Origin of the sequence: Halopiger djelfimassiliensis, from assembly GCF_000455365.1 — an archaeon.
In the GTDB taxonomy this organism is placed as follows: domain Archaea; phylum Halobacteriota; class Halobacteria; order Halobacteriales; family Natrialbaceae; genus Halopiger_B; species Halopiger_B djelfimassiliensis.
The window spans coordinates 805,165-823,617 of sequence record NZ_HG315684.1 but is presented as its reverse complement, the minus strand read 5'-3'; the positions used below and the strand labels follow the sequence as shown (position 1 = coordinate 823,617).

Genomic DNA, 18,453 nt, shown 5'->3' with positions numbered 1-18,453 from the left:
GCACACAATACTCATATCAGGGGAGAACGTATCACCGCGCATGGCAGAGAAGCCGACCTCCGGTGAGATTCTCGGGGTACCGTACAACTTCGAACGACCGAGCATCAGCCGCATGCTCTCGGCGTACTGGCAGCCCGGCGAAGGGATGCTCGTCGAGAAACCCTTCGGCGTCGGCTACACCCTGAACCTCGCCAACTGGCGGTCGTGGATCGTCGTCCTCGTCGCGGGAGCGCTCCTCTGGCAGCAGGAACAGGGCGGGACGGACCGAAGCGAAGAGCCAGAGGACGAACCCGTCGAAGTCATCGTCGACGAGGACGGCGACGACTGACGACTCCGTTTTCCGTTTCTCCGGCGGCACCGTCTCCGTCGGGTTCTCGTTCCGAGGGGCGACCACGGTCGCCGGTCGCTCGAGCGGCCTAGCGATCGACCTCGCCCATAATACAGTCGAGACTGCCGATCGACGCGATGAGGTCGGCGACGTAGCCGCCCCGGCTGATCTCGGGCAGGGCGGAGAGGTTGGAAAACGAGGGGCTCCGGATCTTGAACCGCGCGGGCGTGTCGGTTCCGTCCGACCGGATGTAGATCCCGAGTTCGCCTTTCGCCCCCTCGATGGCCCGGTAGAGTTCCGCGTCGGGATCGGGTTTGAGGGTCCGCGGGACGTTCGCCCGGATCTCGCGGTCGGCCTCGGGCCAGTCCTCGAGCAGGTCGAGACACTGTTCGACGATCTTCGCCGACTCCTCGAGCTCCCCCATGCGGACGAGCAGCCGCGAGTAGTTGTCGCCGGCCGACTCGGTGACGACGTCCCACTCGAGGTTCGGATAGTAGCCGTAGGGATCGTCGCGCCGGAGGTCGTAGTCGATTCCCGAGCCGCGGGCGACGGGTCCCGTACAGCCGTACTGTCTGGCGACTTCGGGGTCCAGTACGCCGGTGTCGACGACGCGAAGCTGGAAGATTTCGTTTTGCGTGAGCAGGTCGTGGTACTCTTCGATCTTCGCCGGAAGCCCGTCGAGGAAGTCCCTGACGGTCTCGACGAACTCCCCGCGTGGTTCGGGTAGATCCCACGCCACCCCACCCAGCCGGAGATAGTTGAACATCATCCGCTGACCGGTCAGGTCCTCGAGAATATCGAGGACGAGTTCCCGGTCGCGCATGGCGTACATGAACGCCGCCGTGAACTCCCCGATGACGTCGAGCGCGTACGTGCCGACCGCGATGAAGTGAGAAGCCATTCGGGAGAGTTCGGCGCCCATCGTGCGGACGACCTGCGCGTACTCGGGGACCTCGATGCCCGCCAATTCCTCCGCCGTCCGGGCGTAGGCCCACTCGTTTAACAGGCCCGAGGAAACCCAGTCCCAGCGGTCGGGGTAGGGCATGATCTGGTGGCGGTAGGTTCCCTGCTGGCACAGCTGTTCCTCACAGCGGTGCATATAGCCGATGTCGGGCTCGGCATCGACGACGGTCTCGCCGTCAAGCACCGCCTTGACGTGCATGACCCCGTGGGTCGCCGGATGATGGGGGCCGATGTTCAGGAACATCGTCTCCGACTCGGGATCGCGCTTGTCGCCCGCGATCGGGTTCGCGTGCTCGGTGAGCGTGACGACCTGTGGCGTGTGCTGATCGTAGTCGTTCGACAGCGGGTGGCCCTGCCACGTCTCGGGCAGAAGGATGCGCCGGAGATCTGGATGGCCCGCGTACTCGATGCCGATGAGGTCGTAGGCCTCGCGCTCGTGCCAGTCGGCCGTCCCGTAGACCGGGGCTGCGGACTCGCTTCGCGGATCGTCGATCGGCGTCGGGACGACGACGCTGACCTCGCGGGTCGCGTCGTCGTACGACCGGAGGTGATAGATCGTCTCGTACCGGTCCGGGTACTGCTGGGCGGTGACGCAGGCGCAGTGATCGAAACAGGCCTCGTCCCGGAGCGTCGAGAGGACCGCTCGGACGTCGTCCGGCCGGACCACGAACGCGGGCGCGTTCAGATGGTCGTCGCGGCCGATCGCGTACTCCTCGAGCAAGCCGTCGAGACCGACTTTTGCATCCGCTCGCGCCGACGATGACGCGAGTTCCGACGATGGGTCCATACTGAGTCCGTTCGCACGGTCCCCGGGAGTCGATTCTGCGCCACGCGCTAGGCTATTTATGTGCGAGTGCGAACGTCCGGCCATGAAGACCGTTCGGCTCACCCTCGGCCACGACGCCGAGACGATCCACCCGATGCATCGGTTCGTCGCCGACAGCGACGCGTTCGACTCCTACCGGATGGTCCACGGCAACTTCGCGGGGTCGGACGAGTACGCGTTTATCTTCCACGTCGTCGGGGATATGGATGCCTACGAAGCGGCACTCGAGTCGTACACTGGTGTCCGGAGCGCCGAACTGACGCGGCTGGGGGACCGATCGTTTTCGGTCTACGTTCGCGACGTGCCCGACGACGTGGGCAACCGGCTGCTCGAGACGTTCTCACAGGGGAGTCTCGTCCCGCTGCCGCCGGTCGAGTATCGGTCCGACTGGACGGTCCGGTTCTCGCTTGTCGGCGAGTCGGCGGACCTGCGGCGGGCGACCGAGGAGGTTCCGTCGGGAATCGACGTAACTGTCGAACAGGTGGGGGAGTACGACGGCGGCGATCCGGAGGAGGCGTCGCTGACGGACCGCCAGCGGGAGGCGCTTCGGGTGGCCCGCGAACTCGGCTATTTCGAGGTCCCGCGAACGGCGAGCGTCGAGGACGTCGCGGCCGAACTGGACTGTGCGCCGGGGACCGCCTCCGAACACCTCCGGAAGGCCCAGCAACGAGTCGTCGACCGACTCGTCCTCTGAGGTCGCGCGACGGGTCCCGGCTCGAGCCGGGACCGACGACGCGAAACTATCGCTTTACCTTCCCGAAAGATCCACGCCGAACTGACCGGCGACGAGACGATCGTCGACGAAACCCTGACGCTCGAACCGGGCGAACGGCGGGAACTCGAGGCGACCGAACGGTTCGGATCGGACGAGTTGGTCGGTCGGACACGGACCGGTCACGAAGATCAGTCCGGGTTTATCGTCGACGACGCACATTCCGACGGCACCGTTTCAGTGTCCGACGACGGGGTTCTGGCGACACAGAGCGTTGCCGATCTGTTGCCGTGGCCGTGGAACGTGCGCTACGACTGACCGGGTTCTGCCGGACAACCGACGGCTATATTCGCCCGGAGCACCCCGCCTCGCACATGCTGCTTCGGTTCGTCACCGGTAACGAAGGCAAGGCCCGCGAGGCCGAGGCGTACCTCGAGGGGATCACGGCCGTCAATCAGGTCGAGTACGACTACACCGAGATTCAAAGCGATTCGCTCGCGGACGTCGCCGCCCACGGCGCGCGCGAGGCGTTCGAGGCGCTCGGCGATACGGAACCGGTCCTCGTCGACGACGCGGGGTTGTTCGTCGACGCGCTCGGCGGGTTCCCCGGCCCCTATTCGGCGTACGTCGAGGATACCGTCGGCGTGGAGCGGCTCTGGCGGCTCGTCGAGCAGGAGGACGACAGGCGCGCCCGGTTCCGGACGGTGCTCGCGTACGCGGACGAGGACGGGGTCGAGACCTTCGAGGGATCGGTCGCCGGCACGATCGTCGCGCCCCGCGGCGAGGGCGGGTTCGGCTACGATCCGATCTTCGAGTACAACGGGCAGACGATGGCCGAGATGAGCACCGAGGAGAAGAACGCCATCTCACACCGCGGCCGGGCGCTGGCGAAGTTCGCGGAGTGGTACGCGGACCAGCACTGAGGGGTTCGAGCCGGACGACCGGTTGCGGGTCCCGTCTCAGCGGGTCCCCTCGCGCTCGAGGGCGGCCAGTTGCTCGAGCGAGACGCCCAGATAGTCGCAGAAAACCCCGTAGGGAACGTGGCCGAACGCCCGTTCGTAGGGATCGGTGCCGTCGACGACCGCCGTCACCTCGCCTTCGACGACGGCTTGCAGCGCCCGGAGCGACCGGCGAAACCGGGCGAGGTCTTCGCTCGTAAGCTCCTCGCCGCTCTCCAGCTTTCGGGCGAGTCGATCCGTCGCGGCGTTGACGGCCTCGAGTTCGGCGAACACGCACCGGCTGGCGGTTCGACGGGCCAGTTGTTCCCACGCTTCGTCAGTCGCCATCGTCAGTCCCTCCTACCGAGAGAACTCCTCGACTGAGGCGGTAATACTCGATGTATCTGGAGTTGGTAGTTCGCACATCGATACTCGAAGTCGTGCCGGAATGCTGAAGTCCGGCGGGTTTCGTTATTCGCATGCTTCGGTTGCGTGCCGAAGCGCGGGGTCGGAGCCATCACCTCCGGTCCTTCTCTAGGATACCCGCGCTCCTAACACCAAGTTGAGTGGAATCCTATATAATTTCTTTGCTAAGCAAAGTGCCCAGCAGATAGGGCAGCGAAACGCGGAGCAGTTGGCTAGGGATTATGCTGTACGAACGGTCACACGTACACGAATGGTCAACGAGAACTACACTCCGACCGAACGTGAGGAAATCGTTCTCGAGTTGTTCAAAGAAGGTCGTGGAGCGGACGAGCCATGGGGCCGGGTAAATCCGCTGTACGTTCGAGAGCGGTCGGAACTCGACAAAGGACAGGTCGAATATGCGCTCCGAAACCTGAAAAACGCCGGCTGGGTGAAACAGTTGAACCGTGGCGGGCTCTACGAGTTGGTCGAAGACCCGCGAGAAGACTACTGAGTATACTTCTGCTTCCGACGGCGAACGACCGGACGAACCGGCCGGCCCGCCGGTCAGGCGCGCGGATCGCAGTCTGGACCCGGATACTCACCGCCTTCGACGGCCTCGTAGAGGCTTTCGGGATCGAACAGCCGGGCGAACGCGTCCGGCGGCCTGACGCTGACCGAAACCCGCGGCTGTAACGTAAGGCCCGCCTTCGCCGACGTGAGCGACTCGTCGTCCGAAATCAGGTGTGCAGCCTCGCCGCGGTAGGCCGACGCGAGCGCCGGATGATCCCCCTCGGGGTGGTCGACCGGAACCCGTTCGGCCTCGAGCCGCGCCCGGTGATCGGCCGCGAGTTCGGCGTCGGCGAGCGTCGTAACGAGCCGTTCCGTCCGCTCGAGTAGCGGATCGCTCGCGACGAGGTCGACCCACGAATGCCGGCGGACGTGATCCAGCGCCGCGCGGGCGTCCCCGCCGACGAGCAGGTCGGCCGCGAGCACCGCGGGATCGGCGACGACGCGGGTCGGGTTCGGTCGGTCAGGCATCGTCGGTCGCCTCCGTCTCCGTCGACAGTTCGTCGGCCGCCGCCCGGACGGCCTCGAGATCCACGTCGTAGCTTCCGCCGCGATCGAACAGGTCGGCCCAGCTCGCTGGCATCGGCGGTCCTTCGCAGGCGGCGGAGAAAAGGCCCGCGCCTCTCGAGTCGTCCCGCCGGGCTCGCTCGCGTTCCCCGTTTCGGAGCGGTGGACGAGCGTAACGAACGGACGAATACCGGCCGCAGGCCGTGACAAAAGAATTAACCCACGAGGTGTAAAATAACCTACGTATGAGCCCGCTGCAGAACGTCCGACACGACTTGCGGGACGGACAGTTCCGGACTGCGATCTACCTCGGGCTCGCTTTGCTCCCGCTTGCGATCGGGGGCGGCTGGATTCTGAATTCCGATCCCGTTTGGTCGATCCCCCTGTTCGTCGCCTGCGTCTTTTCGGGGTATCTCTACAGGGACCGCTCGGAAAAAAGCGCTCGTGCGGGCGCGGTAACCGCGGTCGTCGGTGGGGCTCCGATCCTCGTCTGGCGCACCGGGACGACGGTGCTCGAGCTGTGGAACTATCCGGAGCTCGTCGACGCCGTCGGTGACCGGCGGCTGATGGCGCTGCTCTCGGCGGGAGCGGCCGTCACCACCTTCGTTATTCTGGCGCTCACCCTGCTGGTGATCGGACAGCTCGGCGGGTTCGTCGGCGGGTGGATGAGCGCCCGCCTCGAGGGGGCGGAAAAATCCGATCCGGAGGCCTAGCCGCGGGGATGCGGACACGGCCGTTCGCGCTATTCCGCTCGAGCGAGCACCCGAAACAGGACGGCCCCGAGGACGAACGCGACGCCGACGTTGACGGCCAGCCCCACGACGCCGACGCCGAGCACGAACGCGAGCGACCGGCGGCCGGAGACGGGGTCGAACGCCGCTCGCGCCAACTCGAGGGCGATGACCACGAGCAAGACCCCGAGCAGGGCCACCGGGAACGCGGCGAGCACCGATCCGGCGGCGACAAGCGCAAGCGCGAGGTAGCCGAGTCCGAGCAGGACGTTCGCGCCGGCGGTTCGCGCGCCGAAGGCGTACTTCCCGGCGAGGCCGCCGCTGCCGTGACACATCGGCACGCCGCCGATCGGAACCGCCGCGAGGCAGGTGACGCCCATGCTCTTCGAGAGCGCGTCCGCGGAGACGTCCCGATCGTAGAGGTCGCCACACAGCAGCGCCGTCGCGATCGCGGCGTTGCCGACCGTCATGCCGAGCTGGGCGACGGTCCCCTCGAGCGCCGCCGCGGAAAGGGTCGGCGATCCGGCGGGGAACACCGCGAGTTCGGGCGCTCGAGGCGTCGGAACGCCAGCCGCCGCGACGGCCGCGATCGCGCCGAGTGCGAGGACGACCAGCGCGCTCGAGTGGCGAACGCCGACGAGCGCGAGGACGGCGACGACGGCGAGTCCGGCCGCCGCGACGGGCGGGTTCCCGGCCGAAAGGTCGACGGCCGCCTCGAACAACAGCAGGGCGACCGCGAGTTGGACGCCGCGAACGACCGGCTCGCCGACGACGCGCTGGAGCCGGCCGACGACCCCGAGTCGCCCGGCGACGAGCAAAACGACGCCCGCGAGCAACCCGGCGGCGGCGAGTTCCGGATAGGAAAGCGAGCCGACGATCGCCAGCCCCACCAGCGCCTTCATCGGCTCGACCGACAGCGGAAGGCCGTAGTACAGCCCCCAGACGATCTGGAAGACGCCGAACCCGACGAGGACGTGGGGCAGCGAGACGCTCGTCGTCGCCCCGAGCGCGACGAGCAACGGGAGGACGGTAACCGAATCCCCTAACGCACCCGCGAACTCGCGGACCGAAAACTCGAGGTCGGAATCGACCGCCGATCGGGGCTGGTGCGCCATTCACGCCCGTTTCGCCCGGAATCGGTTTCACTGTTTCCAGAAATCATTCGTGGTTACATTTCTGCTGAGATGTGCTCCTTTCCAGTTACACTATCGGCGATCGCCGTGCGAACGGTTCCGACCCACCGCTCTCGAGTCGGCGGTGTGGTCGCCTTGCGACCGGTGGACTCGCGGATCAGCACGCCTAAAGGCGGTCAGTTGGATAGGTCGCCAATGAGCGATCTCGGAAAGATCGACCGGCAGTTCTTCGACAGACGGATCGCGCCGAACCTCGGTGCCGACCGCGATGACGTCGTCGTCGGCCCCCAGCACGGCGTCGACTTCGGCGTCCTCGAGATCGGCGGGCAGGCGCTTGTGACCGCGACCGACCCGCTGTCGATCCTCCCGTCGCTGGGGCTCGAGCGCGCGGCGCGGTTCGCCCTCGATCTCGTGCTCGCCGACGTGGCCGTCAGCGGGGTCCCGCCGTCGCACCTCTCGATCTGTTTCACGCTCCCCGAGTCGATGACCGACGAGGAGTTCGCGACCGTCTGGGAGACGATGCACGCGGCGTGTCGCGACCTCGGCGTTGCGGTGGTCACGGGGCATACGGCCCGCTACTCCGATCCGTCCCATCCGTGGGTCGGTGCGGCGACCGCGATGGGCGTTGGCGACCCGGACGCGATCGTCCGACCCGACGGGGCGCGCGTCGGCGATCGGCTCCTCCTGACGACCGGTCCCGCCGTGGAGGCGGTCGGCCTCCTGAGCACGCTGTTTCCCGACCGGATCGACCTCCCCGACGACGTCCTCGCCGACGCACAGGACCGACTCGAGGAGGTCCACTGCGTGCGCGACGCCCTCACGGCCGCCGCATCGGGACCGGTCACGGCGATGCACGACGTGACGGAGGGCGGTCTGGCGGGCGCGCTCAACGAGATGGCCGACGGGGCCGGCGTCCGGTTTTCGATCGACCGGGACGCCGTCCCGATGCGACCCGGCGTCCGGGAAGTGTGTGAAGTCCTCGAGATGGATCCGTGGGCCGCGACCAGTTGCGGATCGCTCGCGATCGCGGTCGATCCCGCGGGCGTCGACGACGTGACCGCGGCGCTCGAGGACCGCGGCACCGTCGCCGACATCGGTCGCGTCGAGGCGGGAACGGGCGTCGTCGTCGACGGCGAGCGACTCGAGCACCCGAGCGTCGATCAGTCGTGGGGCGCGTACGCCGCCCTCTCCGGCGAGTAGGACCGCGGAACGAGCGGCGCGGCCGCGCTGCCGAGTTCGCAAGCGACGAGCGCCGTTCGATCGGCAGTACTCGGCGTTTATGTGGGTGCGGAGTGTCGGACGCATCGTCTTCGGAGCGCGCCCGACCATCATCGATTTGTACAACCAAGGAATACCCACGACCATGCGAACGCCAGCACCCGATGCTCGTCCCGTCGCGCTGACGATCGCGGGAAGCGACTCCGGCGGCGGTGCCGGAATCCAGGCTGACCTCGCGACGATGACCGCCCACGGCGTCTTCGGGACGTCGGCGATCACCGCCGTCACCGCCCAGCACACCCGCGGCGTCGAGAGTTCGTTCGTGCTTCCCATCGAGGAGATCGCGGCCCAGCTCGAGGCCGTCACCGGCGACTTCGAGGTCGGGGCCGCGAAGACGGGCATGCTCGCGACGACCGAGGTCATCGAGACCGTCAGGGACCATGCCGTCGAGTTCGAGTTCCCGCTGGTCGTCGACCCCGTGATGGTCGCGACCTCGGGCGATCGACTGCTCGAGCCCGAAGCCGAGCGGGCCTACGAGGAACTGCTCGCCGAGGCGACGCTGGCGACGCCGAACGCCGACGAGGCCGAGGTGCTGACCGATATCGTGGTCACCGACGCCGAGAGCGCTCGAGACGCCGGCGAGGCGATCCTCGAGACCGGCGTCGACGCGGCGTTGATCAAGGGCGGCCACGTCCCGGGCGAGACGGTCCGGGACGTGCTCGTCACCGACGACGGCGTCCGGGCGTTCGAACACCCCAGAGTCGGGACCGACGCGACCCACGGCTCCGGCTGTGCGCTCGCGTCTGCGATCGCGGCCCGGCTCGCGAAGGGGGAAGCGCTCGAGACCGCCGTCGAAGGGGCGACGGACTTCCTCGCGCGCGCGGTCCGATACTACTACGACGTCGGGCAGGGACACGGCGCGGTCAACCACGCCGTCGAACTGCGAAACGAGGCGACCCGCGAGTTGACCGCCGAGGAAGTACAGGCGGTCGTCGATCGGTTCGTCGAGGCCGACGTCTCGGCGCTGGTGCCCGAAGTCGGCATGAACGTCGTCGGCGCGACCCCCTACGCCGAGTCCGTCGCCGAGACCGCGGCCGTCGAGGGGCGGATCACGCGGACGTTCTCCGGGGTCCACCCCAACCGCGGCGTCCGGTTCGGAGCCTCGAGCCACGTCGCCCGCTTTCTCCTCGAAGCGCGGGAGTACCACCCCGACCTCCGGTTTGCGGTCAACTGCCGGTTCGACGAGGCCGTCGAGGACGCGCTCGAGGGCTTCGGATGGCCGGTCGCCGAGTACGATCGGGCTGACGAACCGGCGGCCGTCAAAGCGACGGAAGGGAGCACGATGGGGTGGGGTGCCCGGCAGGCCTTCGAAGGCCGCGAGGAGCCACCGGTCGCCGTCGTCGACCGCGGCGAGGTCGGGAAGGAAGCGATGACGAAACTCGTCGCGACCGATCCCGAGGCGCTGGCCGAGCGGACGCTGGCGCTCGCCGACGAGGTGAGCGAATGACCGCGCCTGCTGCCGGGCTGGGCGTCGGCGTCGTCCTCCCGCAGTACGGGACCGACGTCGCGACGGTCCGCGAGACGGCGCTTGGGGCCGAGTCGCTGGGGTACGACGCGGTGTGGCTCGAGGACCACTTCCAGTCGTGGATCGGCGACCCGCGCCGGGCGACCCACGAGGCGTGGACGACGCTCAGCGCCGTCGCCGAGGCGACCGAGCGAGTTCGCGTCGGGACGCTCGTCACGAGCCAGTCGTACCGCCATCCCGCGTTGCTGGCGAAGATGGCGACGACGGTCGATCACGTAAGCGATGGCCGGCTCGAACTCGGGCTCGGCGCGGGGTGGTACGCCGACGAGTACGACCGGTTCGGCTACGAGTTCCGGGAGCCGCCGGCCGAGCGGCTCCGCCGGCTCGCGGAGACCGTCGAGATCCTCCGGGGGCTGTGGACGAACGAGACCTACAGCCACGACGGCGAACACCTCGAGATCGAACTCGAGGACGCCTTCTGCCAGCCCCAGCCCGTGCAGGACCCCTACCCGCCGATCTGGATCGGCGGCGGTGGCGAGGAGTTCACCCTGCGGTACGCCGCCGAACTCGCCGACGGCTGGAACTACGGCACCCTCGAACCCGAGGGAGTCGCCGAGAAACTCGAGGTCCTGCGGGGACACTGCGGGAGCCGGGAGCGATACGACGAGATCCGCAAGTCCGCCGAACTGTTCGTCTTCGTCGGCGAGACGACCGACGCGGCCGAAGCGAAGCGCGAGCGGTTCGTCGACGCGTTCCTGCCGAACGAGCCCGCGGAGCCGCGGGAGTTTTTCCTCGCGGGGTACCTCGAGACGGCACCCACGGGGACCCCGGCGGAAGTACGCGAACGACTCGCGGAGTACGCCGAAGTCGGCCTCGAAGAGGTCATGCTGGTGGTTCCCGACGCGGCCGACGACGAGGACGAGAGCCTCTCGCTGCTGGCCGACGAGTTGCTCGCGTAGGTCCCGGAACCCGACGGCTTATCCGTCCGTTCAACGATAGCGGCCACCATGGTCGAGAGTCCGTTCGACGCCGAGATCCGCGTCGGAGAAGTACTGGCGGCCGAACCGTTTCCCGAGGCGAACAAGCCGAAGCTGACGAAGCTGTGGATCGATCTGGGCGAGGACCACGGCGAGGTCCAGTCGGCCGCACAGCTTGCACACCACTACGACCCCGACGAACTCGAGGGACGACAGGTGCTGTGTGCGACGAACCTCGGTACCGTCCGGATCGCGGGTTTCGAGTCAGAAGCGCTGACCGTCGGCGTCCCGGACGAGGACGGGTATCCGGTGCTCGTCGAACCGGACGAGTCGGTCCCCCTCGGCGGGGTGCTGTTTTGAGCCGCGCGGCGACCACTTCCACCGCGGAACCCGCAGCATTTTAGCGGTGGAGGGACAGTCACCGCACATGACCGAGGCGACGGGGATCGTCGGCGAGTTCTTCTCGCTCAAGGAGGACACCGACGCCGAACTGCTGACGATGCAGTGTGGTGATTTCTACGAGTTCTTCGGCGAGGACGCCGAAATCGTCAGCGAGGAACTCGACCTGAAAGTCTCCCAGAAGTCTTCGCACGGGTCGTCGTACCCCATGGCCGGCGTGCCGGTCGACGACCTCACGCCCTATCTGAAAGCGCTGGTCGAACGTGGCTACCGGGTCGCGGTCGCCGACCAGTACGAGACCGACGGCGGACACGAGCGCGAGATCGTTCGCGTCGTGACGCCGGGGACCCTGCTCGAGACGAGCGACGCCGACGCGCAGTATCTCGCGGCGGTCGTCGACGGCGGGGCCTCGGGCTACGGGCTCGCGTTCGCCGACGTGACGACCGGTCGGTTCCTCGTCGCGGACGCCGCGGACGGCGACGAGGCGCTGACCGAACTCTATCGCTTCGACCCGGTGGAAGTGTTGCCGGGACCCGAGGTTCGAACCGACGACGACCTGCTGGGTCGGGTTCGCGAGCGCGTCGACGCGACGCTTACCCTGCACGAGACGGAGGCGTTCGCGCCCAAACGCGCCGCTCATACGGTCCGCGAGCAGTTCGGCGGCGAGACCGTCGACCGGCTCTCGGTCGCCGACCCGGCCATCGCGGCCGCCGGCGCGGTGCTCTCCTACGTCGAGGAGACCGGTGCCGGCGTGCTCGCGTCGATGACGCGGGTTCAGGCCCACCACGGCGACGAACACGTCACGCTGGACGCGACCACCCAGCGCAACCTCGAGCTCACCGAAACGATGCAGGGCGACCGCAAAGGGTCGCTGTTCGAGACGATCGATCACACCGAGACGAGCGCCGGCGGCCGCCTGCTGAAGGAGTGGCTCCAGCGCCCGCAGCGATCGATCGGAGCGCTCGAGACGCGTCAGCAGAGCATCGCGGCGCTGTCGTCCGCGGCGCTTGCCCGCGACGAAATCCGGGACGCCCTCGACGACGCGTACGATCTCGCGCGGCTGGCCTCGAAGGCGACCCACGGAAGCGCGGACGCGCGTGACCTTCTCGCCGTCCGGGAGACCCTCGCCGTGTTGCCGACGCTGGTCGAAATCGTCGACTCGAACCCGGACCTCGCGGCGTCGCCGCTTGCGGAGATCGTCGAGCGGCCGAACCGCGAGGCCGCGCGAACCCTCCGCGAAACCCTCGCCGACGCCATCGTCGAGGAACCCCCGTCGACGGTGACTCAGGGTGAGCTCTTCCAGCGGGGGTACGACGCCGAACTCGACGAGGTGATCGACCGCCACGAGGAACTCAGGGAGTGGCTCGACACCCTCGCCGAGCGCGAAAAGCGCCAGCACGGCCTCTCGCATGTCACCGTCGACCGGAACAAGACCGACGGCTACTACATTCAGGTCGGCAAGTCCGCCGCCGACGGCGTCCCCGACCACTACGAGGAGATCAAGACGCTCAAGAACTCGAAACGGTTCACGACCGACGAACTCGAGGAAAAAGAGCGGGAGGTACTGCGCCTCGAGGAACGACGCGGCGAACTCGAGTACGAACTGTTCGAGGGACTCCGCGAGACGGTCGCCGAGCGGGCCGAGCTGCTGCAGGATGTCGGCCGGACGCTCGCGACCGTCGACGTCCTCGCGAGTCTCGCCACCCACGCGGCGGAAAATCGGTGGATCAAGCCCGACCTGCACCGCGGCGATCGCCTCGAGATCGAGCAGGGGCGGCACCCGGTCGTCGAGCAGACGACGGAGTTCGTCCCCAACGACGTCCGACTGGACGAACAGCGGGGCTTTCTCGTCGTGACCGGCCCCAACATGTCCGGGAAATCGACGTACATGCGCCAGGTGGCCTGTATCGTCCTGCTGGCGCAGATCGGGAGCTTCGTCCCCGCGAAGGAGGCCGAGATCGGCCTCGTCGACGGCATTTTCACGCGCGTCGGTGCGCTCGACGAACTCGCACAGGGGCGGTCGACGTTCATGGTCGAGATGAGCGAACTCTCGAACATCCTCCATACCGCGACCGAGGACTCGCTGGTGATCCTCGACGAGGTCGGCCGCGGGACGGCGACCTACGACGGGATCTCTATCGCGTGGGCCGCGACGGAGTATCTTCACAACGAAGTGCGGGCGAAGACCCTCTTTGCCACACACTACCACGAGCTGACCGGTCTCGCCGAGAACCTGCCCCGCGTCGCCAACGTCCACGTGGCGGCCGACGAACGCGACGGCGAGGTCACGTTCCTCCGGACGGTTCGGGACGGGCCGACCGACCGCTCCTACGGTATCCACGTTGCGGATCTGGCCGGCGTTCCCGATCCAGTCGTCGACCGCGCACGGGACGTCCTCGAGCGCCTGCGCGAGGAGAAGGCCATCGAAGCGAAGGGCGGCTCGAGCGACCCGGTCCAGACCGTCTTCGATCTCTCGAGCGGCCAGTTCCGCGGCCGGGCCAACGCCGACGGCGGCGAGACGGACGGAGCCGACGAGCGGATCGATCCCGAGGCGAAGGCCGTCCTCGACGACCTCGCGGCGCTGGACGTAAACACGACTCCGCCGATCGAACTCGTCACGAAGGTTCAACAGCTACAACAGCGACTCGAGGATTGAACCGATTCCGGGACGCGTTCTCAACACCGCTCGCCCCAGTCCCGCCAGTCGTCGTCGTGGAGGCCGATCTCGACCTCGAACCCGCAGCCGTCACAGTAGAACGCGACGCTGCGGTAGCCCGGCTGAAACTCCTGGTGTTCGCCGTGTTCGTCGCACACGACGCGAATACCGCGTTCTCGCTCCCGCTCGCTTCGCCCGTCGGGGACCTCGATCGTATACGTGCTCATGGGTAGTGTCTTGGAACCGCTTCGCGCGTCGGGAGATAACGTCGTTGCTTCGGAAGACCGTTTGGGTGGTCCCGCCGGTTTCGAGACACCGCCGTATTCGTTGTTGGCTGTTTTCCGAATCGCGTGTACACTGTACGGTTTCTCGAGCAGTTCGGTTTGTATCGGTAACACTATGCGCTGACGGAACCCACACGGAGGACGATGCGCCAACCAGACTACGGCGTGGCTGGAAAGACCGCCATCGTCACGGGCGCAAGCCAGGGTATCGGCCGCACGATCGCGGAAACGCTCGCAGCCAGCGGGGCGAACGTGGCCATCTGTTCCCGATCGATGGATCGGATCGGCCCGGTCGCCGAGGCGATCAACGAGGCGGCCGACGCCGACGGTGAAGCCCTCGCGGTCGAGTGCAACGTCCGCGAACGCGAGCAGGTCCGCTCGTTCGTCGACGAAACCGTCGACGCGTTCGGCGGCGTCGACGTCCTCGTGAACAACGCCGGCGGCGAGTTCGTCGCGAACTTCGAGGACATCTCGGCCAACGGTTGGGAGACGATCATCGATCTCAACCTCACCAGCACCGTCCACTGCACCCAACTGGCCGGCGAGGTCATGCGCGACGGCGACGGGGGGTCGATCATCAACCTCTCGAGCGTCAACGGCCAGCACGCTGCGCCGGGGGAGAGCCACTACAGCGCGGCGAAAGCGGCGATCATTCGCCTGACGGAGACGCTCGCCGTCGAGTGGGCCGACGACGGGGTGCGGGTCAACTGCGTCGCTCCCGGATTGATCCAGACGCCCGGCGTCGCCAAGACTCTCGGTATCCGAAGCGAGGATATGCCGTCACGAGAGAAGACGGATCGACGCGTCGGCCACACCGAAGAGATCGCCGACGTCGTGCAGTTTCTCGCCAGCCCCGCCGCCTCGTTTATGACCGGCGAAACGCTCACCGTCAAGGGCGTTCCGCGGGCCGGCAACTCGATGTCGCAGGACCTGGGTCTCGAGTGACCGAGCGGACGGCCGTCCGAACCCGACGCGATTCTCGCCGGTCGCTCGAGGCGGGAGGCGACGAGCAAACCGTTCGTTGCGGTCGAGAGGCGAGTCCAGTTAGCGCAGTTCCCGATCGACGAACTCGGTTCGGAGCCGTTCGATCCGCTTGTGTGTCGGCGGATGCGTCGCGACCGGGAACATCGAGTCGGTCGGGACGGTACAGAAGGCGTTGAACGCGGCGACGGACCGGAGATCGGTGTCGGACGGGGACGATTCCGAATGAAGCGTTGCCAGTGCGCTCGCGAGGGCGAACGGATCGCCCGTGATCGCGACGGCCCCCCGATCGGCGGCGTACTCGCGGTACCGCGACAGCGCGAGCGTTCCCGGGAGGCTGGCGACGTATATCGGAACGGCGACGAACAGCAGATACAGCCCGATCCAGAACGGGACGCCGATCAGGATCGACGTGGAACGGAACGTTCGGCCGGCCGTCGAGAGGCCGATGGCGGCAACGGTCATCGGGAAGCCGGCGACGGTCATCACGGTGGAGTCGCTGTTCTTGAGGTGGGCGAGTTCGTGTGCGAGCACCGCCTCGAGTTCGTCCTCGTCCAGCGCCTTCAGGAGGCCGGTCGTCACGCAGATGACCGTCCGATCGCCCGTTCCCGCCGAGAGGGCGTTCGCTTCGGCCGACGGGATCACGGCGACCGGCGGTCTCGGCGTATCCGCCTGTCGCGCCAGTCGGTCGGTGATATCGTCCACCAGCGGATACTGGTCGCGATCGATGGCGATCGCTTTCGTCGCCCAGTAGGCGATGCGATCGGCCTGTGTAATGGCGGCAACCAGCACGATCACGAAGACGCCACACGTCACCAGTGCCGCGGTCGGGGGCAACAGCGCGAACACGAACCAGAGAAGCACACCGTAGCCCACGAGCGTGAGCGCGAGGGCGAGGCCCATCCGGCTCTGAAGGCGACGGTCGGCGGGCCGATCCATACGAACGCATCGCCGTCTCACATCAAAAAAGTAACCGATACGCGCGATCGGCTTCCCCCGTCTCGCCCGTCGCTCCCGGCGGTGTCCGACGCGAGTCCGGACCGAATTCGAGTCCGGCGGGATGAAAACACGCAAGTACTATCCCGATGCCGCCGTCCTAGACGAACAGTGACCGTGACTCGAGCGCGACGTGGAACCGCTCGAGTCGCCTTGGGGTGAGACGCCACGATGACGAACGACACCGACATCCACCAGTTAGACGAGGACACCGTCGCCCGAATCGCCGCCGGCGAGGTCGTCGAACGGCCGGCCAGCGCGGTCAAGGAACTCGTCGAGAACAGTCTGGACGCCGACGCCTCGAGCGTCGACGTCACCGTCGAGGAGGGCGGGACCGAACTGCTCCGGGTCGCCGACGACGGCCACGGGATGACCGAGGCCGACGTCCGCGCCGCCGTTCGCCAGCACACGACGAGCAAGATCGACGGACTCGAGGATCTCGAGTCCGGCGTCGCCACGTTAGGCTTTCGGGGCGAGGCCCTGCACACCATCGGTTCGGTCTCGCGGATGACGATCCGTTCCCGGCCGCAGGCGAGCGACGGCGCTGGGACGGAACTCGTCTACGAGGGCGGCGAGGTAACGAGCGTCGAACCGACCGGCTGTCCGGCGGGGACCACCGTCGAGGTCGAGGACCTCTTTTACAACACGCCCGCCCGCAGGAAGTTCCTCAAGACGACGGCGACCGAGTTCGCCCACGTCAACCGCGTCGTCACCCGGTACGCGCTCGCGAACCCGGACGTGGCGGTCTCGCTGAGCCACGACGGCCGGGAGGTGTTCGCCACGACCGGTCAGGGCGACCTGCAGGCCGCCGTCCTCTCGGTGTACGGCCGCGAGGTCGCCGCGTCGATGATCGCCGTCGAGGCCGACGGCGACGACCTCCCACCGGGGCCGCTCGAGTCCGTCTCCGGACTCGTCTCCCACCCCGAGACCAACCGCTCGAGTCGGGAGTACCTCGCGACCTACGTCAACGGGCGCGCTGTCGCGTCGGACGCGGTCCGCGAGGGGATCATGGGGGCCTACGGCACGCAGCTGGGCGGCGATCGGTACCCCTTCGTCGTCCTCTTTCTCGACGTTCCCGGCGACGCCGTCGACGTAAACGTTCACCCGCGAAAGCGGGAAGTGCGGTTCGACGACGACGACGCGGTCCGCCGGCAGGTCGACGCCGCCGTCGAATCAGCGCTGCTCGAGCACGGCCTGCTGCGCTCGCGTGCGCCCCGCGGTCGGTCGGCACCGGGCGAAACGCGGGTCGAGCCGCGGTCCCGAGCCGGCGGGCGACCGACCGACGACGCGTCGGGGCGCGACGGCGGCGCTCCCGTCTCCGCGGGCGAACCGCAGCCCTCGAGTACCGACTCGACGGCCGAACCGGCGCTTGACCCGAGCGACGCAGACCGATCGGCCCCCGGCTCCGCGGATCGAACCGGCTCGCGCGAGCCACGCGACGAATCCGAGACGACGGCCGACCGTTCGCGCGGGAACGACGGGACGCCGGGTGCGGACGCACACGAGTCGGGACCCGAATCCACGGGGACCGACGACTCGAGCCGACGGGGAACGGACGCGCCGAACCGGGATCCGGACCGCAAGTTCGACGTCGCGACCGAACAGCGGACGCTCGACGGAGACAGCGTAACGGGCGACGAGACGGCGTTCGACTCGCTGCCGCCGCTGCGGGTGCTCGGCCAGCTCGACGACACCTATCTCGTGTGCGAAACCGACGACGGCCTCGCGCTGGTCGACCAGCACGCGGCCGACGAGCGGGTCAACTACGAGCGCCTGCAGGCGGCCGTTTCCGACGACGCCGCCGCACAGGCGCTTGCCGATCCCGTCGAACTCGAGTTGACCGCGGCCGAAGCCGAGGCGTTCGAGGAGTACCGCGAGGCCCTGTCCCGGCTCGGGTTTTACGCCGACCGGATCGACGACCGGACGGTCGCAGTGACGACCGTCCCCGCGGTGTTCGACGAGACCCTCGAGCCGGATCGGCTGCGTGACGTTCTCACGTCGTTCATCGAGGGCGATCGGGAGGCCGGTGCCGAGACCGTCGATGCGCTGGCCGACGAGTTCCTCGGGGATCTGGCCTGTTACCCCTCGATCACGGGGAACACGTCGCTGACGGAGGGGTCGGTCGTCGACCTGCTGGCCGCGCTCGACGACTGCGAGAACCCCTACGCCTGTCCGCACGGCCGTCCGGTGATCGTCCGGATCGACGGCAGCGAGATCGAAGCGCGGTTCGAGCGGGATTACCCGGGCCACGGGGGCTAACGGGGCGTCCGAAGCCGCGGCCGATTCGATCACGTGGAACCACTC

Annotated in this window: 18 protein-coding genes; 12 read left to right on the top strand and 6 right to left on the bottom strand. The window is 67.8% G+C overall.

Annotated elements, in window-relative coordinates; all coding sequences use genetic code 11:
* The first annotated feature begins 40 nt into the window (after positions 1–40).
* The gene (locus tag TX80_RS04065; RefSeq protein WP_049921625.1) at positions 41–328 is read left to right on the top strand and encodes a DUF5808 domain-containing protein; all 288 of its coding nucleotides are present in this window, start codon (positions 41–43) and stop codon (positions 326–328) included.
* 88 nt (positions 329–416) lie between these two features.
* Here the strand turns inward: TX80_RS04065 and TX80_RS04060 are convergent, their stop codons facing one another.
* A complete protein-coding gene (locus TX80_RS04060; protein ID WP_049921624.1) occupies positions 417–2,078 on the bottom strand; it encodes an NADH-quinone oxidoreductase subunit D in 1,662 nt (553 codons plus the stop codon).
* 82 nt (positions 2,079–2,160) lie between these two features.
* On the opposite strand from TX80_RS04060, the gene TX80_RS04055 reads away from it, so the two are divergent.
* Positions 2,161–2,811 carry a helix-turn-helix domain-containing protein gene (locus TX80_RS04055; RefSeq protein WP_049921621.1) on the top strand — a complete coding sequence of 217 codons (651 nt, stop codon included), beginning with the start codon at positions 2,161–2,163 and terminating at the stop codon, positions 2,809–2,811.
* A 392-nt stretch (positions 2,812–3,203) separates the two neighbouring features.
* The gene (locus TX80_RS04045; RefSeq protein ID WP_049921618.1) at positions 3,204–3,752 is read left to right on the top strand and encodes an XTP/dITP diphosphatase; all 549 of its coding nucleotides are present in this window, start codon (positions 3,204–3,206) and stop codon (positions 3,750–3,752) included.
* 36 nt (positions 3,753–3,788) lie between these two features.
* Here the strand turns inward: TX80_RS04045 and TX80_RS04040 are convergent, their stop codons facing one another.
* Positions 3,789–4,115, bottom strand: a complete 327-nt coding sequence (locus TX80_RS04040; protein WP_049921616.1) for a hypothetical protein — start codon at positions 4,113–4,115, stop codon at positions 3,789–3,791.
* A 328-nt stretch (positions 4,116–4,443) separates the two neighbouring features.
* Here TX80_RS04040 and TX80_RS04035 point away from each other — a divergent pair, with 328 nt between their 5' ends.
* Positions 4,444–4,686 (top strand): hypothetical protein, encoded by a 243-nt coding sequence (locus tag TX80_RS04035; RefSeq protein ID WP_049921614.1) that lies wholly within the window; start codon positions 4,444–4,446, stop codon positions 4,684–4,686.
* A gap of 53 nt (positions 4,687–4,739) precedes the next feature.
* Here TX80_RS04035 and TX80_RS04030 read toward each other — a convergent pair whose 3' ends face one another.
* A complete protein-coding gene (locus TX80_RS04030) occupies positions 4,740–5,213 on the bottom strand; it encodes a DUF7384 family protein (RefSeq protein ID WP_049921612.1) in 474 nt (157 codons plus the stop codon).
* 281 nt (positions 5,214–5,494) lie between these two features.
* Between TX80_RS04030 and TX80_RS04025 the strand changes: the two genes are divergently transcribed.
* On the top strand, positions 5,495–5,962 hold the full coding sequence (locus TX80_RS04025) for a DUF5518 domain-containing protein (RefSeq protein WP_049921611.1): 468 nt from the start codon (positions 5,495–5,497) through the stop codon (positions 5,960–5,962).
* A gap of 29 nt (positions 5,963–5,991) precedes the next feature.
* Here the strand turns inward: TX80_RS04025 and TX80_RS04020 are convergent, their stop codons facing one another.
* Positions 5,992–7,095, bottom strand: coding sequence for a putative sulfate/molybdate transporter (locus TX80_RS04020; protein ID WP_049921610.1), 1,104 nt, complete (start codon positions 7,093–7,095; stop codon positions 5,992–5,994).
* A gap of 213 nt (positions 7,096–7,308) precedes the next feature.
* Between TX80_RS04020 and TX80_RS04015 the strand changes: the two genes are divergently transcribed.
* The 5 genes from TX80_RS04015 (at position 7,309) to mutS (ending at position 13,888) form a co-directional block, all read left to right on the top strand.
* Positions 7,309–8,313, top strand: a complete 1,005-nt coding sequence (locus tag TX80_RS04015; protein WP_049921609.1) for an AIR synthase family protein — start codon at positions 7,309–7,311, stop codon at positions 8,311–8,313.
* Between the two features lie 163 nt (positions 8,314–8,476).
* Positions 8,477–9,838: a bifunctional hydroxymethylpyrimidine kinase/phosphomethylpyrimidine kinase gene (thiD, locus tag TX80_RS04010; RefSeq protein ID WP_049921607.1), complete on the top strand. Its 1,362-nt coding sequence runs from the start codon at positions 8,477–8,479 to the stop codon at positions 9,836–9,838.
* Entirely contained in the window at positions 9,835–10,815 is a 981-nt protein-coding gene (locus TX80_RS04005; protein WP_049921605.1) for an LLM class flavin-dependent oxidoreductase, read from the top strand. Before thiD ends, TX80_RS04005 begins: the two co-directional genes overlap by 4 nt.
* Before the next feature lie 48 nt (positions 10,816–10,863).
* Positions 10,864–11,193: a tRNA-binding protein gene (locus tag TX80_RS04000; protein ID WP_049921604.1), complete on the top strand. Its 330-nt coding sequence runs from the start codon at positions 10,864–10,866 to the stop codon at positions 11,191–11,193.
* A 67-nt stretch (positions 11,194–11,260) separates the two neighbouring features.
* Positions 11,261–13,888, top strand: coding sequence for a DNA mismatch repair protein MutS (mutS, locus tag TX80_RS03995; RefSeq protein ID WP_049921602.1), 2,628 nt, complete (start codon positions 11,261–11,263; stop codon positions 13,886–13,888).
* Positions 13,889–13,908: 20 nt separating this feature from the next.
* On the opposite strand, the gene TX80_RS03990 is transcribed toward mutS, so the two are convergent.
* Complete coding sequence (locus TX80_RS03990) at positions 13,909–14,115, bottom strand: hypothetical protein (protein WP_049921601.1); 207 nt, start codon at positions 14,113–14,115, stop codon at positions 13,909–13,911.
* A gap of 201 nt (positions 14,116–14,316) precedes the next feature.
* Here TX80_RS03990 and TX80_RS03985 point away from each other — a divergent pair, with 201 nt between their 5' ends.
* Entirely contained in the window at positions 14,317–15,117 is an 801-nt protein-coding gene (locus TX80_RS03985) for an SDR family NAD(P)-dependent oxidoreductase (protein ID WP_049921599.1), read from the top strand.
* Between the two features lie 99 nt (positions 15,118–15,216).
* Here TX80_RS03985 and TX80_RS03980 read toward each other — a convergent pair whose 3' ends face one another.
* Positions 15,217–16,092, bottom strand: a complete 876-nt coding sequence (locus TX80_RS03980; protein WP_049921596.1) for a M48 family metalloprotease — start codon at positions 16,090–16,092, stop codon at positions 15,217–15,219.
* A gap of 228 nt (positions 16,093–16,320) precedes the next feature.
* On the opposite strand from TX80_RS03980, the gene mutL reads away from it, so the two are divergent.
* Positions 16,321–18,408, top strand: coding sequence for a DNA mismatch repair endonuclease MutL (gene mutL, locus TX80_RS03975; protein WP_049921593.1), 2,088 nt, complete (start codon positions 16,321–16,323; stop codon positions 18,406–18,408).
* Positions 18,409–18,453: the final 45 nt, after the last annotated feature.